Source organism: Lacticaseibacillus suilingensis (assembly GCF_016861845.1).
GTDB classification, from domain to species: Bacteria; Bacillota; Bacilli; order Lactobacillales; family Lactobacillaceae; genus Lacticaseibacillus; species Lacticaseibacillus suilingensis.
On record NZ_BOLV01000002.1, the window covers coordinates 221,356 to 236,318 of the forward strand.

Genomic DNA, 14,963 nt, shown 5'->3' on the forward strand with positions numbered 1-14,963 from the left:
TTTCTGTATACTGAACGCAAAGGAAGTGCAGCATGGAAAATACGGTTCAAGTCGGTCAGCGGTTCCCGTTGACCATTAAACGCCTCGACATTAACGGCCGCGGCATTGGCTATTACAAACGCAAGATCACCTTTGTCACCGGCGCCTTGCCGCAAGAGGTCGTGGTCGCCGAAGTGACTGCGGTGCATGACCGCTATCTGGAAGCCACCACGCATCGCATCAAACAAGCCTCGCCGGATCGTGTCACCCCCAGCGAGCCCTTATTTGGTCAAATTGGCGGTGTCGAGCTCAATCACCTGGCCTACCCGGCGCAGCTGAATTTCAAACGTGATGTGGTGGCTCAAAGCCTGGCGAAATTCAAACCCAGCGGCTGGCAGCATTACGACCTGCGTCCCACCATTGGCGCCGCGCACCCGCTGCATTATCGCAACAAGGCGCAATTTCCAGTACGCCTCATTGACGGTCACGTCCGCGCGGGGCTCTATGCACCGAACTCCCACCGATTGGTTCCCCTAACCACCTTTGCCACCCAGCGGCCGCTGACGATGCAAGTCATCACCGCTTTGTGCGGCATGCTTGAGGATTTGCAGGTGCCGATTTATGATGAAGCGCACCACAGCGGCATCGTCAAAACCTTGGTGGTCCGGGAATCCGTGGCCACCGGCGAGGTGCAAGTCACCTTCGTCACTAACTCAGCTAAACTGCCGCACCACCTGCAGCTGCTGGAGCGCATCGCGAAGGAACTGCCGATGGTGGTATCCGTCTCGCAAAACCTCAACCCTGGCACCACGTCTTTGATCTGGGGCGCCAAAACCACCCTGCTAGCGGGTCAGCCTTACATCACCGAACGGCTGCTGGGCCGCGACTTTGCCGTGTCACCGCAAGCATTTTTGCAGCTGAACCCGGAGCAAACCGAAATTCTGTACCAAGAAGCCTTGAAGGCCCTTGCCTTAACCCCGCATGCCACCTTGGTGGACGCTTACGCCGGCATTGGCACCATTGGGCTGAGCCTGGCAAATCAAGCTAAAACCGTGCGCGGCATGGAAATCATACCTGAAGCAGTGACTGCGGCCAACTACAATGCTAAGCAAAATGGCATCACGAACGCGCATTACGAAGTCGGCACCGCCGAGTCGCTGTTCCCACAATGGTTGGCGCAAGGCTTCAAGCCCGACGCCTTGATTGTCGATCCACCCCGCGCCGGGCTGGAGCCGGCCTTCATTCAGGCCTTGCTCAAAGCTGCGCCCAAGCAGTTTGTCTACATTTCTTGTAACCCTTCGACGCTGGCGCGCGATTTGGTCGCCTTAACCAAGCGCTATCAGGTCGATTACATTCAATCCGTTGACATGTTCCCGCAAACCGCCCGCTGCGAAGCGGTGGTGAAGTTCACGCGCCGTTAGGAGGCCCCTTGATGAAGATCTATTTTGCCAATGCTTTATTCAGCCAAGCTGACTTTGACTTCAACGCCCAGGTGGTGGCCCAACTGCGCCAAGCCGCGCCGAGCTTGGACATTTACCTGCCGCAGGAAAACGCGGCCATCAATGACAAAAATGCCTATGCCGATGCCAAAATGATTGCCCAAGCCGACACGGAGCAGGTGCTCGCCGCCGATCTAATGATTGCCATCCTTGATGGCCCCACCATTGACGTGGGCGTCGCGTCGGAAATCGGCGTCGCCTACGCCAAGCACATTCCCATTCTAGGCCTGTACACCGACTCCCGCCGGCTTGGCGCGACCAATCAACAGAAATTGTCTGCGCTGCAAACCGTGGCCGAAAACCAATTCCACTACCTCAACCTTTACACGGTTGGCCTCATCAAACTCAACGGCGGAATTTACACGACCGTCGAGGCACTGGTCAAAGCGACGCTCGCCTATCAAGCTTAAATCGTGCTCCCATGCTAAACCCGGCAAGCATTTGATCGCCTGATTAGTCGCAGACTTGGGCCATATCAGGTTCACCCGACTGAGAAGGCATGCTATAATAAGGGTAAGCGAAAAGACACCCCTTAAGGAGTGTCTTTCCACAGCAGAGCCGTTTGAAGAACGGTGGTTGTCATCTTACAAGCAAAACGCCGCAGGACTTCGCCAAAAGTAACAGCGGCGTTTTTGCTTGCTTATTTTTTCCGACCCAAGCCGGTAGCTTCCATCAGCTTGCGCACTGCGTTGACCAATCGCGTGACCGCGAGGACCAGCAGTGCAAGCACACTGACAAAAGCCGTGATTGTCGCCAAGGCGCCAATCAAAAGCAAACCCGTACCTCCTTCCGTTTGAAATCAAGGTTATGAACCTTACGCTCATAAGCCTCACCTTCTCTCGAATGCGAAGATACCACCGCTCATTAACTTTTCTGCCAGAAACATTATACAAGGAAAGTCGCTAACTGCCTAGAGTCCTCGAAGTTGGCGGCTTTTTGCTTGAGCAACTTCCAATGATCACAGCGTTCGACATGTGGCCCGTCCTCTTTGGCTAAAATAGTTCGCCCATGACAATGGCATCCGCAATCAGACTACCGGTGGGGTCTCAAGTCGGAGGCGGCTTCACCTGGTTCCTCCTCAGCCGCAAAAGCACTCAGCGGTCTGCCAGCCAGCGCTGCCTTCAACCCGGGCAACAGATTGATGTACGCTTCGAAATCAAAGTCAGGCACCTGCCTTTGAAACGTGGCCAGCAGTCGCGCTGTGCTGCCAAGTTCCGTCTGCGACCATTCGGCATGTAAATCATAGCTGGTCAGAATATGGCGACGATTATCCACAAAGGTATCGGCAAGCAACGGTTCCCCCAGCGCCCTCAAAGCGGTGATGATTGGAGTGGTCGCCGCCTCAACCGCCGCCCGACCTTGAGACAAATTCACCGCGATTGCGTTTAAAAACCGTAATTGCACTCGACCGTTGACCGGCAGCCCACTCACCAGGTCAGCGGTGGCAATCAGCGCCAAACCGCGCTTCAAAAAGAGGGCGGCTTGCTGAGATTGATGCCCGAACAAGGCCGCATAACAAGCGTCCACGCATATTTTCAGGGCCGTCTGAGCATAGTCTGCCTGTCCCTGCTGGCCCTGCGCCTTGCGCCAAAGTTGTTCATAACTGCGCCAAGCAAACGCATCTTCAAATCTGGCCACCAAGCCGGAAATCTGCCGCAGGGTGGCCAGCGCCGGTTGACTATCCGTGAACAGATATTGCTGCACGGCTTGCAGTTCTTCATCAGTCAGTGGCCAATCTTGCCAGAGATTGAGCCGCGCCAAAGCCAGCATCAACGGGCCCGAAGCCTGCGCGCTTGGCGTTATCAACGACTGCACATCGCTCGCGGCGACCTCGAGCCGGTCCAGCACAACGAAGAGCACGCTGGCCTTAATGTCGTTTTCGCCGTTTTCAAAACGGATGGCTTGTCGCCGCGATAGCAAATCAGCGTATAGCCTGGCTTGCGTCAGTTGCCTGGCTTCACGGAGATCACGAATGAGGCCCCCTAATCTTTGTGCCACTTTTGTCACCTTCTCATTTTGTGTTTAGTGTAGCAGATACACTGAACGCATGAAAGTGAGATGGTAAAATGATCAATTGGAAATGGCTTTATCAACAGCTGCCCAAACCACTGCTGGTGGCATTATTGATTTTTAGTGCCCTAGGTGGGTTCGAAGGCGTGTTAAACGGCTATGTACTCGGCCAAGTGCCTAACTTGACTGCCGCCACCATCGCTCAACGGTTGCAATATGTCGCCTTAGCCGCTGCTTTGTATCTAAGCACGTATACTTGCTTGTATCTCAGCCTCTGTCTTCAGCAAAGCGCCATCAACATCTGGAATGTGGCTTTAAAGGGTCACCTCCTTCGGCTCAGCGGCGCGTTAAATGAACCTGCCAGCAAAGGCATCAATCGGCTAACTAACGACGCTAACCAAATCGAAACCCGCTATTTTCGCCTCATTCTTGATTGTGGTCAAAATCTGATGATGACAGTCATCAGTATCTGGTTCGTCTTAGTCGTCAACTGGCTTATGGGCCTAATTTTTGTCGCTTTTTCCGCCTTGACCATGGTGCCAATGGTGATTGCCGAGCAGCCTCTGGCCAAACTCGGCCAGCGCGCCAGCGAAGCCAACGCAGAAACGGTGGCTCAAGCGACTGATTGGTTAAGTGGACTGGCGGAACTGGGGCAATATGGCGCTGCCCACACCTTTTTTAAACGTGTAAACCGCGCCTTGCATCAAAGTGAAAAGCGCCTGCAACAACAAACGGTCGCCCAATATACGGCTCAATTTGCCACTTGGTTGCTGGTGGTACTCGCTTTGTTTGGCCCAATGCTGATTGGTTTTCTGCTGATGGCACATGGCGGCTTCGGCATCACCATTTTCAACCCTATTGACCCTGCAACTGTCTGCCGATCATGTCACTTTAGGCGTTCGCAGCGTGATCAACGATTGGAGTCAGCTGGCCAGCACCAAGCAGCTCCGCCAGCTGCCGCCTTTTCCAATCAACCCCTCCTCTGCTGCTATGCCTGAAGATGGGCGAATAGAGCTGAACCAGACCACCTTGAAATTCGATTCCCACCTGCTGCTACGGCCCACCAACCTAACCATCCCCACCGGCGCCAAAGTTTTGATTGCTGGCCCCTCAGGTATCGGCAAAAGCAGCCTGCTTAACCTCATCGCCGGCCGCCTTAATCCTTCGAGTGGCAGCATCACAGTCGGCGGCCAAACACCGCGGCCAACCAGCGTGACGTATATTACCCAAAGCGCTACATCTTTAGAGGCACCATTCGGGACAATTTGACGTTAATGCAGGCCTTCACCGATGATGAGTTGCTCACCGTACTCGACCAGGTGCAACTGACTGCAGAACTCGGCACCGCACCGCTTAAGCGCATGATTGATCCAGACACCTTATCCGGCGGTCAGAAACAGCGACTGGCGCTGGCCCGTGGTCTACTGCGCAAGCGGCCGATTCTATTGTTAGATGAAATTACCGCCGGCCTAGATGATCACAGCGCGCGTACCATCCGTCAGGTTCTGTATGCACTGCCCATCACGTTGATTGAAGTCGCCCATCATTATGACAAGGCGATGTTGACCGCCTTTCATTTTGAGGCCTTTACCCTAAATGCTGGCCACCTAGAACCCATGGCCTAACTAAAAAAGCACTGCCGCCCGCAAATGGGTGGCAGTGCTTTACGATTCAGGTTACTTTTCTTCGTCTTCCAGAATTTGCCGGAATGGAATGAGGCTTTCGGCATGATACTTCTTGACGAAAGCATCAACCGCCGCTGGATCCTGAGTTTTCTTGTCCAGTACCAACTGCTCAACTGGCAGTGGCCGCAGGTCGGAGATCTTCACATCGATCACCACTGGGCCTTTGGCGTCCTTCGCCTTGGCAAAGGCGTCCTTCAATTCGGCCAAGGTGTGCACCTCAAAGCCGGTGGCACCGAGCGCTGCCGAAGCGGTCGCGTAGTCGGCGTCAATCAGATCAACCCCGGAGTGAGGCTGCTGAGTATCGTCTTGCTCCGCTTCAATGAAGCCCAAAGACTCGTTGGTCAAAATGACATTGATGATTGGCATCTGGTACTTCACTTGGGTAAGCACGTCTTGCATCACCATGGCGAAGCCGCCGTCCCCAGAAATCGACCATACTTGGCGATTTGGATACTCGGTTTGAGCGCCAATGGCTGCTGGCAAAGCGTAGCCCATGGTGGCGTACCAGCCACTCGTGGTGAACTGCTGGCGCTGGTCCGCCTTCAGGTAGCGCATGCCGTTGATGGTGACGTTGCCGACATCCACTTGGAAAATCGCGTCGTCAGTGGCCATGTCATTGATTTGCTTGAAAACAGGCTCTACGCGCAGTGGCGTTTCGTCATCGTCTTCAAATGAGGCCATCCAGTCCACCCAGTTTTGCTTGTTCTTAAGGGCTGCCCGGTACCAGCCGGTTTCTGGCTGCTGGTCGATGGCGTTGATCAAAGCCTGAGCCGTCTTCTTGGCATCAGCTAAAATCGCGACATCCACATAGTGACGGCGACCGAACTTGGCGCCATCAATATCGACTTGGATGTACTTGGCATTCGGCTGAATGAAGTAGGCCTGGAACGGCATGTCGGAGCCGAGGAACAGCACCGCGTCCGCCTGGCCGGCCACCTCAACGCCAGGCTTGCTGGCTACGCGGCCGGCAGAGCCCATGTTCGCCTTGTAAGAATCTGGCACCACGCCTTTGCCCAAAGCAGAGGTCATGATTGGGGCGTGCAGCTTTTCAGACAAAGCAATCACTTCATCGCGGGCCCCACGTGCGCCAGTCCCGATGTAAATCAAAGGATGCTTGGCGTCAGTCAGCAACTTAGCGGCTTCGGCAATCTTCTCCGCCGGTGGTTCTGGCAAAATCGGCTTCTGGAAGTTGCCGGCGCGAGAAACATAGTTGTCCTCGATTTCTTGCCAGCCGAGGTCCTTAGGAATCGTGACCACTGCCACCCCGTTTTTGGCATAAGCTTGCGCAATCGCATCATCGATCACGGCCGGGAGCTGTTCTGCGGTCATGACGGTGCGGTTATATACGGAAACGTCCGCGAACATGGGGTTTTCGTTCATTTCTTGGAAGTAGTTGGTGTTCATGGCACTGGTTGGCACCTGACCGACCAATGCCAAAACTGGCACATGATCCCACTGGGCATCATAAAGGCCGTTCAGCAGGTGCACGGCACCAGGGCCGGCGGAGCCAAAGGTGACCCCGATTTTACCGGTGACCTTGGCTTCACCAACGGCAGCTAAGGCGCCGACTTCTTCGTGGCGCACTTGAATGTACTTGATGGTATCTTTACGGTTGTGCAGTGCATTCATGGTCGAGTCGAACGAACCGCCCGGCAGACCATAAATGTTATGCACCCCCCAACTCTCGATGACCTTTAATCCTGCGTCTGCTGCATTAATCTTTGTCATACACTCGCCTCCAGCATTTTTACTTACTTTTTAAAAGTCCTAACAACATCAGTATACCTGACTACTTACAAAAAACAAGTGGCGATTTCATTTTCCTAACTAATTCCAATGTAGCACAAGCCTTATGATGACGCCTAACAAAGCGCTCTCACGCAAAAAGCCTCGCCGCAGCGAGACTTGGTTAAGCGTTCGGATTTACTTGATATTGCCGTTCCTGCCCTTGCACGCCAGTGAGCACGAATGGGCCGGCATAGTAGGCAGAATTGCTTTGGTAATCGGCTTTGGCGTATGGCACAGCGTCGTTGAACACCGCCTCGTACTCGGTGATCGACAGCTGCCGGCGCTGATCAAGCAGTTCAGCATGGGCAGCGGGCCTCAGAGCCTGCTCGTACCCTGACACCAGCTCGGCGGAGAAGAACTCGCCCACCGCGCCAGAGCCGTAGGAGAAGAGCCCCAGCCGACTGCCAGCTGGCAAGTGATCCAGCTCGAGCAGCGACAACAGCCCCAGATACAGCGAGCCGGTATAGATATTGCCAATCCGCCGGCTGTATTGAATGCTCTGATCAAAATGCTTCAGCAGCGCCGCCTGCTTGGTCGCATCGACACTCGGCAGCACTTGCCGCAGGGCTTTGAGCCCCATTTTCGTGTAAGGCAAGTGGAAGGTCAGCGCAGTGAAATCGTTAAGCGTCAGGCTGGTTTCGGCTTGGTACTGCTGCCAAACCAGGTCAAAAAAGTGCAGGTATTGCTCGGTGGAGTACTTCCCGCGCGCCAAAGCCTGGTCCGTGTAAACCGGCCGCCAGAAATCGCCGATATCTTCGGCATGCACCACAGAATCGTCATTTATTACTAGTATCCGGGGATTGGCCTTAACCAGCATCGCCACCGCCCCAGCACCTTGGGTCACTTCGCCGGCTGTGGCCAGCCCGTAGCGCGCTACGTCTGAAGCAATCACTAACGCCTGTTTCGTCGGATGTGCAGCAACATAATCGCGCGCCATCATCAACCCAGCGGTGCCGCCATAGCAGGCTTCCTTGATTTCCATCGCCCGTACATGCGCCGGCAGGTCGAGCAGGCGAATAATTTGCAGCGCACCGGCCTTGCTGGCATCCACGCCGCTTTCGGTGCCCAGTACCACTAAGCCTAACTGCTCGCGGTCAATCGCGCCAAGCAGACTTTGGGCGGCGGCGGCACCCATGGTCACCGCATCCTGGCTGCTTGGGGCGACAGCTTGCTGGTCTTGACCGATGCCGATGGTGAACTTGTCAGGTGCCACGCCGCGCACCGTGGCCAGTTCCCGTAAGTCGATAAAAAAGTCCGGCGTGTACATGCCGATTTGGTCGATGCCAATTTTCACTGGTTTTTCCCCGCTTTCGTTCTTAGCTGTGTCAGTAGCCGCTTGGCCACGGCCAATTCTTTGCGTTCGCCTTGGAGGGCCGCCGCCACCAGCGTGATTTCCTCGCCTTGGGCGCCAGCAGCCATCGCCAACGCGTTGGCCTGCAGCGCCATGTGGCCGGCCTGAATGCCCGGTCCAGCCAGGGCTCGCAGCGCCGCCAAGTTTTGCACTAGGCCCAACGCCGCCAAAGCTTCTTGCAGCGTGGCCACCGTCTGGAACCCACCCAGCCGCAGTGCGACCGGTGCCAGCGGCAAGGCGCTAATGGCGCCGCCTACCACGCCAACCGGTAGCGGCAGGCTAATTTTACCCTTGAGCTGGCCTTCAACCAACGTCCAGGTGCTAAGCGGCCGCTCATGACTGTAGGCGCTCACCGCCGCAGCCACAGCGCGGGTGTCATTGCCCGTCGCCAGCACCGCCGCTTCAATGCCGTTCATGATGCCTTTGTTGTGTGTCGCGGCCCGTTCTGGATCCACGTGCGCCAGGTCGCTTAACGCCGCGATCCGCTGGGCAATCACTGCGCCAGCCTCGTGCTTGGTTGCTAAGGTCGCCGGGTCCAGCGTCACCGTCGCTGTGGTGAGCTGGGCACTGGCATTGGTCAATATCGCCACCAAGGCTGGTTGATCCAACCACGCGCCAGCCGCGGCCGCCACCGCCTCAGCAATGGTGTTGCTGATATTGGCCCCCATCGCCTGACTCGGATCAATCAGCAAGCGTAGTTTCAAAAACCGCTCCACCACCGTAGTTGTGACCTGCTTTAGGCCCCCGCCGCGCTTCACAATTGACGGGTGCGCCGCCTGCGCCACCTGAAAAAGCTCGGCTTCGTGCGCTTTGAGCACACCCTGGGCCGCGGTTAAATCTGAGAGGTCAGCGAAGACCACTTCTGCCACCACCCGATGCGGCGCGGCCGTGGCCTGGACGCCGCCATTTAAGCCGGCAAGGCGGGCGCCGTTACTAGCAGCGGCGACCACTGACGGTTCCTCTGTAGCCATGGCGACTTGGTGCAAAGTCCCGTTCACCGGCAGATTGCGCACCAGCCCCAGTGGCAAGGTAAACTGGCCAATTTGATTTTCACTCAGATGACTGGCCACGTCAGCTGGCAGCGCCGTGGCTTGCTTTAGCAGCGCGGCGTCTTCAGCGCTCAAGCTGCCTTCCGCCACCAGCTGTTGCAGCCGCTCTGCCGTGGTCAATTCATAGAACTTGGTCATGGCCGGCTCACCTGCATGGCCACACCGATGCCGCCGCCAACGCACAGCGCCGCAATCCCGGTTTGAGCATCACGCGCGCGCAAGGCGTACAGCAAGGTCGTGAGCACCCGGGCCCCAGACGCCCCAAGCGGATGGCCTAACGCAATCGCCCCGCCGTTGACATTCAGTTTGCTTTGATCCAGTTCGAGTTCCTTGGCGACAGCAATGCTTTGGGCGGCAAAGGCTTCGTTGATTTCAATCAGGTCAATCCCGCTCATTGCGGTCGCCGTGCGCTTCAGCAGCTTTTCAATCACGCGTTTCGGTGCGTACCCCATGAAATTCGGATCAATGCCACCTTCGTTGTAGCCATCAATCACGGCCAGATACGGCAAGCCTTGGGCATCCGCCAGATCCTTGCGCATCAAAATCAGCGCCGCAGCGCCATCATTGATGCCACTCGCATTACCAGCCGTCACGGTACCTTCAGGTTTAAAAGCCGGCCTCAGCTTACCAAGTTTGGTCAAGTCGGTATCTGGCCGCGGGCCTTCATCCGCCGCCACCACGAGGTCACCTTTACGCGTGGTCACCGTCACCGGCGTGATTTCAGCATCAAAAGCGCCGGCTTGCTGCGCTGCCACGGCTTTTTGATGTGAGGCCAAGGCAAAGCGGTCCTGCTGCTCGCGGGTGACACTAAACTGCTCCGCCACGTTCTCGGCGGTGACGCCCATCGGCAGGCCCGTGAAAGCATCAGAAAGGCCGTCTCGGGCCAGGCCGTCAACGAAGGTCACATCCCCGAACTTATGGCCAAAGCGCTGCTGCGGCGCATAAAATGGCGCCTGGCTCATGTTTTCGGTGCCACCAACCAACACGGCATCGGCGTCCCCCAGCAAAATGGCACTTTGCCCTAGGCGCACCGCCTTCAGTCCTGAGCCACACACTTCGTTAATAGTCATCGCGGTGCTATCCGTGGTCAGGCCCGCCTTGAGGGCGATTTGCCGCGCCACGTTCTGCCCTGAATTGGCTTGCAACACATTACCAAAAATCGCCTGGTCGAGCCGCTCCGGGGCAATCCCGGCGCGCTGAATGGCCGCTTTGGCAGCGATGGCACCCAGCTCCACTGCCGACACACCTGCCAGCGCCCCCCCGAATTTGCCGATGGGGGTGCGGGCGGCACTGAGAATGACAACTTCAGTCATAGGTTCCCTCCTGTTAAAGACCGCGCCACGCGCTGTCTAATCTTGGCAATTATTATACCGTGTTGGCGGCGCGCCGACCCTTGCCCTTAAGAAATCTTACAATTTACCGCCTATCATGTATGATAGAGCTAGAAAGAAGGTGGCCGTATGCGCGTGATTGATCTACTTGCCTTAATGCAAGACTACAACCGCAATACCAAAGTCCAGCTCCGCACCGCTGCCGGCAACGCCACCGTGGCCAAAATTCGACCGGCCGAGCAGCAAGAACAGCCTCAACTGATTCTGGTGCCAGGCCCAGGCAAAGCGCTCAAACTCTGGGAGTTTGCCGTGCTCTTGGACCAAAAAGACCGCCGGCTGCGTTATCTCTATATTCAAGATGACGCCGCCTTGCGGCCTGTGTTTGGCTTTCAAGAAGTCGCCGGGGTGCTGGTGGTTAACTGAACCCTTGCGCCATCTGCTTGAGATACGCGTGGCTCGCCAGCATTTCGCGGCAGTCTGATTGATCGCTTAAATTGATTTCGTAAATACTGCTGGCGCGCGGATTCAGTACTGGTAGCACCCGCGCCCAATCAATCCGGCCTTGGCCCAGGGATAAGCTGTCATGGGTCTGACCCATGGAGTCTACGAGATGGTAGTGTCTGACCAGCGGCGCCAAGTGCTTCAAACTCGCCACCAAGGCGTCATTGTCGCCATGCAAATAAATGAAGGCATGACTGATATCATACGCCAGCGGCAAGCCTAGCGCCAGCAATTGCGCTTCCATCGCCGCATCCCCGAAGGCACAGATCGGGCTGATGCTATTTTCAAACACCACATGCCCCGCCGCCTCGGCATTCAGTTCACACATTCGGCCCAGCACCACCGCCTGCGCCTGGGCCAAGTTCGGCCAATCGCCGATGAAATCATAGCCTTTTTGATTATAACCGCCATGCACCAGCGTCAGCCCATCGACCTGCTTACTCAACGTGATGAGCCGCCTGGCCGTGGTCATTACAAAGGCATACTGCGCTGGGTGCAGCGCCTGGTTCACGCACAGTTCATTGCGCTTATCCTGATACCGCATTGGGTGATGGAACACGATGCGCGCCCCACTGGCTTGCACCCGCGCCACTTGCGCTTCTAGATTGGCCCACCCGGCGGCGGTGAAATCCTCAGGCGTCAGGAAAAATTCAACAACTTGCGGCTGATGTTGCAACCGGTCCGTCACCTGCTGCGCCGCCGTGCTGGCTTTTAAGCCTAAAATCGGTGAGAACACACCCATACTTCCTTTCGCTTAGCTCGGCAGCCGCCGCATCAGCCGTTTCAAGCGCGGCCGGTCAATTAACGTCACGCCTAGCTGCTCCGCCAGCTCCTTAGCCGCATCGGTGAATTCCGAATTCGTTAGCACCATCGCCTCATCCAGCTTGTAGAACGCCTGGCCGCTCCAGGCCTCTTGCACTGCCTTGTTACCCACTTGGCCGGTATAGCGTTTGCATTGGAACCCGACTTGCTTTTGCTTTTTGACGCCAATAATGTCGATGCCTTGATCGCCTGAGCCCTTGGTGGTTTGCAAATGCTTGAAGCCATTGCGCTTGAGCAGGTAGACGCAAAATTGCTCGAATTCCTCGCCTGCCATGGCATCTACATTCTCCAGCTGCAGGTCTCGGAAGCGAAAATGCCGCCGATAAATCAAGCCGGCATTGATCACTACCCAGGCCACAATGGCGGCAAAAGCCACCAAGTCGAACTGCTGCTGCCAAGTATGCAAGTAGCCCCGCGCGAAGAAGGCATAGACCAGTGCCAGCGCAAACAGCGCGGTGAGCCACCAGTACAGCTGCTTCATGAACGCCTGCAGTTTTTCCTTCAGTGCTTTCAACCAATCACCTTTTCCTCTTATTCCTACTTATCCTACCAAACCCGCACCGCGCAAAACACCGCGTACGCCGGATTTTCATTGAATCTTAGGCTTCGGTTCGGTACGATTGAAGCGGATACGGAAGGAAGCGCTCACAGTGAAAATTACCTCAAAAGTCTTTTACCGCATTAATGACGAAAAAATCATGCAGTATTCGCTGCAAAATGATCACGGCATGACCCTGAACTTCATTACCTTCGGCGCCCGGGTACAGCAAGTGCGCCTGCCGAATCGGGCCGGGATGAATCCGAACTTGACCATTGGCTTCATCACCTTTCAAGATTACGCTGAAGATAGCGAATTGTTCGGCGCCACCATTGGCCCGATTGCTGGTGAAAATGGCGACCAGCCACTGAATTCCGGCCGCACCGGCTGGCAAAACTGGAACTGGGATGCCGCAACTGAAGAAGCTGAGGACCATGTGAGCGTCAAATTCTCCCTCCAGCTCGCTGACGGCCAAGACGGGCTGCCCGGCAGCCGCACCGTGGCCTTGGTGCACACCTTGGACAATCGCAACCGCTGGACCATTGATTGGCACATCGAAACCGACACCAAAGTGCAGCTCCGGCCCAAACTTAACGTGGCCTATGCCTTAACAGGCGACCCGGCCCAAAGCGTGATGGACCAGCGCCTGCGCCTTGACGCCGAGCCAGTGCCGTTGCCGACCAAAACCCTCAGCACCGAAGCGACTATGGCGACCCTGACAGCGAATGACTGGGCCTTGAGTCTTAACACCGAAGGCCCTGGCCTGGTGGTAGACACCTTCGCCCATCTCAATGAGCAGAATTATTTCAATGGCATCACCGGCGCCCCGCACACCGCAGTTGCCATTCGCCCGGTCACACCGCTGTTCACTTTGATGCCAGGCGCCCCGTTTGAACGCCGCACCACCGTGACCTTGCACGCCTTGGCGTAGGAGGATAGCGGATGAGTGTGATGATGCAAGCGGGATTGGCGTTGGTGGCCGTGGTGGCATTGACCGCGATTGTGTGGCAGGTAGTGCCGAAAGGACGGCTCAGGGCTGGACTGGGGTTGATTTCGGCAGTGATGGTGCTGGTGCTGGTTGCAGTACTACTTAAAAGCCTGCTCAAATAGTGGGAAAATGCAAAGGCTGAGCTGATCATATTTGATCAGCCCAGCTTTTATGATTCAGCGGAATTTAGTACAGAAGATAACGCGGATTGTTATCGCTGTTCCAGCTGAATCCGTTCTGCGCATTTAGCGCATTTTCCTTGGTATTATAGTTGTCCAATGTCGTACTCGAGAGGCCTAACTCACCACGCGCCAGATTGGAAACGCGCTGCAGCTCGGCGGTTGACGGAACTTGGTAGGATGCAGTGTTGATATAAGCCCCAATTTCACTGAGATGATCCTGAGTAACGTTTTCGAAAGCCACGCGATATTGATTTACGAGCGTGACAAGTTCGTCAAAGCTCAAGTTCGTGCGCAAGTTATCAGCTAACGAGTTCATCAACTCTCCATAGTTATTGAACGTCTGAGCAGACAAAGCTTGGCTTACAATGGCAGAAATAACCTCTTGCTGTCGCTTTTGCCGACCATAATCACCAGCCGGGTCCTGATGGCGCATCCGCGCGTAGGCCAGAGCCTGCTTACCATTCAGATGCGCGGGTCCCTTGGTGAACGAACCTTGCGAATACGGATCCGACCAGGAAAAGGCGACGTTAACATTCACTCCGCCGACTGCATCGACAATTTTCTCCAAGCCACCCATGTTGACCAAGGCATAATAATTAATCGGCACATTGAACATCGTGGTGACTGAATCCACAGCCCCTTTGACGTCGTTATAGGTGTATTGCGCATTGATCTTGGTTGCCCCCGTATATGACGAACTTTGAACGTGACTCAGCGTATCCCGGGGGATGCTAATCATCGTCGTTCGATTCGCCTTGGGATTCACGGTGACCAAGATCATGGTGTCAGTGCGGCCTTTTTCGCTTCGGCCCAATGCACCAGTATCTGTGCCTAGCAGCAACACACTGAAAGGCTTCTTCTCTGCTAAGTTGACGACCTTTTTCTTCACGACTTTATTGTCGTAAGTTTTATGTACAGCTACTTTGGTTTGTGAAAAGATTCTGACGCCGTAGCTCCCAGCCAGCAGCACGATTGTCATGACCAGCAATGAAAAAATCCGCAGGAGCGGATGTCGCTTTGAGTGACGATGCTTACTCATTTCGATGCCTCCACCTTCATCCTATTAATCAGAGTTTACCTGCAAATGTGTAAAAAGCGAATAGGCTTCTAATTCTAGGTAAAAAGTGTCATTAGATTAATGAGCAACGGCCACAGAAAAAGACGGGTCTAGAATTTTTGGTGTTGGTAGTAATCAACACTGGAGATGCTAGACCCTTTTTAGATAACAAAAAGACACCTG

The 14,963-nt window shown here is 55.5% G+C and carries 17 protein-coding genes; 8 read left to right on the forward strand and 9 right to left on the reverse strand.

Translation table 11 applies throughout. The annotated features are described in order from the left end of the window. Positions 1-32: 32 nt before the first annotated feature. The gene (gene rlmD, locus JUF11_RS02480) at positions 33-1,400 is read left to right on the forward strand and encodes a 23S rRNA (uracil(1939)-C(5))-methyltransferase RlmD (protein ID WP_204118151.1); all 1,368 of its coding nucleotides are present in this window, start codon (positions 33-35) and stop codon (positions 1,398-1,400) included. An 11-nt stretch (positions 1,401-1,411) separates the two neighbouring features. Continuing rightward, entirely contained in the window at positions 1,412-1,888 is a 477-nt protein-coding gene (locus tag JUF11_RS02485) for a nucleoside 2-deoxyribosyltransferase (protein WP_204118152.1), read from the forward strand. Positions 1,889-2,118: 230 nt separating this feature from the next. Here JUF11_RS02485 and JUF11_RS13270 read toward each other — a convergent pair whose 3' ends face one another. Next, positions 2,119-2,253 (reverse strand): hypothetical protein, encoded by a 135-nt coding sequence (locus tag JUF11_RS13270; protein WP_268886757.1) that lies wholly within the window; start codon positions 2,251-2,253, stop codon positions 2,119-2,121. A gap of 257 nt (positions 2,254-2,510) precedes the next feature. After that, positions 2,511-3,476 (reverse strand): helix-turn-helix transcriptional regulator, encoded by a 966-nt coding sequence (locus JUF11_RS02490; RefSeq protein WP_204118153.1) that lies wholly within the window; start codon positions 3,474-3,476, stop codon positions 2,511-2,513. Between the two features lie 68 nt (positions 3,477-3,544). On the opposite strand from JUF11_RS02490, the gene JUF11_RS02495 reads away from it, so the two are divergent. The 3 genes from JUF11_RS02495 to JUF11_RS13275 are packed head-to-tail and all read left to right on the forward strand — an operon-like array spanning position 3,545 to position 5,113. Next, entirely contained in the window at positions 3,545-4,486 is a 942-nt protein-coding gene (locus JUF11_RS02495) for an ABC transporter transmembrane domain-containing protein (protein ID WP_204118154.1), read from the forward strand. Beyond that, on the forward strand, positions 4,479-4,757 hold the full coding sequence (locus JUF11_RS13385) for an ATP-binding cassette domain-containing protein (protein WP_373305847.1): 279 nt from the start codon (positions 4,479-4,481) through the stop codon (positions 4,755-4,757). Before JUF11_RS02495 ends, JUF11_RS13385 begins: the two co-directional genes overlap by 8 nt. Beyond that, a complete protein-coding gene (locus tag JUF11_RS13275) occupies positions 4,742-5,113 on the forward strand; it encodes an ATP-binding cassette domain-containing protein (protein WP_268886758.1) in 372 nt (123 codons plus the stop codon). Before JUF11_RS13385 ends, JUF11_RS13275 begins: the two co-directional genes overlap by 16 nt. A 51-nt stretch (positions 5,114-5,164) precedes the next feature. Here the strand turns inward: JUF11_RS13275 and spxB are convergent, their stop codons facing one another. From spxB to JUF11_RS02525, 4 genes are all read right to left on the reverse strand, one after another. Then, entirely contained in the window at positions 5,165-6,901 is a 1,737-nt protein-coding gene (gene spxB / locus JUF11_RS02510; RefSeq protein ID WP_204118157.1) for a pyruvate oxidase, read from the reverse strand. 181 nt (positions 6,902-7,082) lie between these two features. After that, positions 7,083-8,255 carry a hydroxymethylglutaryl-CoA synthase gene (locus JUF11_RS02515; RefSeq protein ID WP_204118158.1) on the reverse strand — a complete coding sequence of 391 codons (1,173 nt, stop codon included), beginning with the start codon at positions 8,253-8,255 and terminating at the stop codon, positions 7,083-7,085. After that, positions 8,252-9,499: a hydroxymethylglutaryl-coenzyme A reductase family protein gene (locus JUF11_RS02520; RefSeq protein ID WP_204118159.1), complete on the reverse strand. Its 1,248-nt coding sequence runs from the start codon at positions 9,497-9,499 to the stop codon at positions 8,252-8,254. Before JUF11_RS02520 ends, JUF11_RS02515 begins: the two co-directional genes overlap by 4 nt. Then, entirely contained in the window at positions 9,496-10,674 is a 1,179-nt protein-coding gene (locus JUF11_RS02525; protein WP_204118160.1) for an acetyl-CoA C-acetyltransferase, read from the reverse strand. The genes JUF11_RS02520 and JUF11_RS02525 overlap by 4 nt, the downstream gene beginning before the upstream one ends. A 147-nt stretch (positions 10,675-10,821) precedes the next feature. Between JUF11_RS02525 and JUF11_RS02530 the strand changes: the two genes are divergently transcribed. Beyond that, entirely contained in the window at positions 10,822-11,115 is a 294-nt protein-coding gene (locus tag JUF11_RS02530; RefSeq protein ID WP_125581786.1) for a hypothetical protein, read from the forward strand. Here JUF11_RS02530 and JUF11_RS02535 read toward each other — a convergent pair. After that, complete coding sequence (locus JUF11_RS02535; protein WP_236000375.1) at positions 11,108-11,929, reverse strand: sugar phosphate isomerase/epimerase family protein; 822 nt, start codon at positions 11,927-11,929, stop codon at positions 11,108-11,110. The genes JUF11_RS02530 and JUF11_RS02535 overlap by 8 nt on opposite strands. Positions 11,930-11,947: 18 nt before the next feature. After that, positions 11,948-12,508, reverse strand: a complete 561-nt coding sequence (locus JUF11_RS02540; protein WP_204118178.1) for a restriction endonuclease — start codon at positions 12,506-12,508, stop codon at positions 11,948-11,950. A 157-nt stretch (positions 12,509-12,665) separates the two neighbouring features. Between JUF11_RS02540 and JUF11_RS02545 the strand changes: the two genes are divergently transcribed. Beyond that, on the forward strand, positions 12,666-13,484 hold the full coding sequence (locus JUF11_RS02545) for an aldose epimerase family protein (RefSeq protein ID WP_204118162.1): 819 nt from the start codon (positions 12,666-12,668) through the stop codon (positions 13,482-13,484). Between the two features lie 11 nt (positions 13,485-13,495). Continuing rightward, complete coding sequence (locus JUF11_RS02550) at positions 13,496-13,663, forward strand: hypothetical protein (RefSeq protein WP_204118163.1); 168 nt, start codon at positions 13,496-13,498, stop codon at positions 13,661-13,663. A 64-nt stretch (positions 13,664-13,727) separates the two neighbouring features. Here JUF11_RS02550 and JUF11_RS02555 read toward each other — a convergent pair whose 3' ends face one another. Beyond that, positions 13,728-14,762 carry an LCP family protein gene (locus tag JUF11_RS02555; RefSeq protein ID WP_204118164.1) on the reverse strand — a complete coding sequence of 345 codons (1,035 nt, stop codon included), beginning with the start codon at positions 14,760-14,762 and terminating at the stop codon, positions 13,728-13,730. Between the last annotated feature and the right edge of the window lie 201 nt (positions 14,763-14,963).

What these genes read in the sequence shown, in the direction of transcription:
- rlmD (WP_204118151.1), top strand. Translation starts at nt 33, where the DNA reads ATGGAAAATACGGTTCAAGTCGGTCAGCGGTTCCCGTTGACCATTAAA.
- JUF11_RS02485 (WP_204118152.1), top strand. Translation starts at nt 1,412, where the DNA reads ATGAAGATCTATTTTGCCAATGCTTTATTCAGCCAAGCTGACTTTGAC.
- JUF11_RS02495 (WP_204118154.1), top strand. Translation starts at nt 3,545, where the DNA reads ATGATCAATTGGAAATGGCTTTATCAACAGCTGCCCAAACCACTGCTG.
- JUF11_RS13385 (WP_373305847.1), top strand. Translation starts at nt 4,479, where the DNA reads ATGCCTGAAGATGGGCGAATAGAGCTGAACCAGACCACCTTGAAATTC.
- spxB (WP_204118157.1), bottom strand. Translation starts at nt 6,901, where the DNA reads ATGACAAAGATTAATGCAGCAGACGCAGGATTAAAGGTCATCGAGAGT.
- JUF11_RS02520 (WP_204118159.1), bottom strand. Translation starts at nt 9,499, where the DNA reads ATGACCAAGTTCTATGAATTGACCACGGCAGAGCGGCTGCAACAGCTG.
- JUF11_RS02525 (WP_204118160.1), bottom strand. Translation starts at nt 10,674, where the DNA reads ATGACTGAAGTTGTCATTCTCAGTGCCGCCCGCACCCCCATCGGCAAA.
- JUF11_RS02530 (WP_125581786.1), top strand. Translation starts at nt 10,822, where the DNA reads ATGCGCGTGATTGATCTACTTGCCTTAATGCAAGACTACAACCGCAAT.
- JUF11_RS02550 (WP_204118163.1), top strand. Translation starts at nt 13,496, where the DNA reads ATGAGTGTGATGATGCAAGCGGGATTGGCGTTGGTGGCCGTGGTGGCA.
- JUF11_RS02555 (WP_204118164.1), bottom strand. Translation starts at nt 14,762, where the DNA reads ATGAGTAAGCATCGTCACTCAAAGCGACATCCGCTCCTGCGGATTTTT.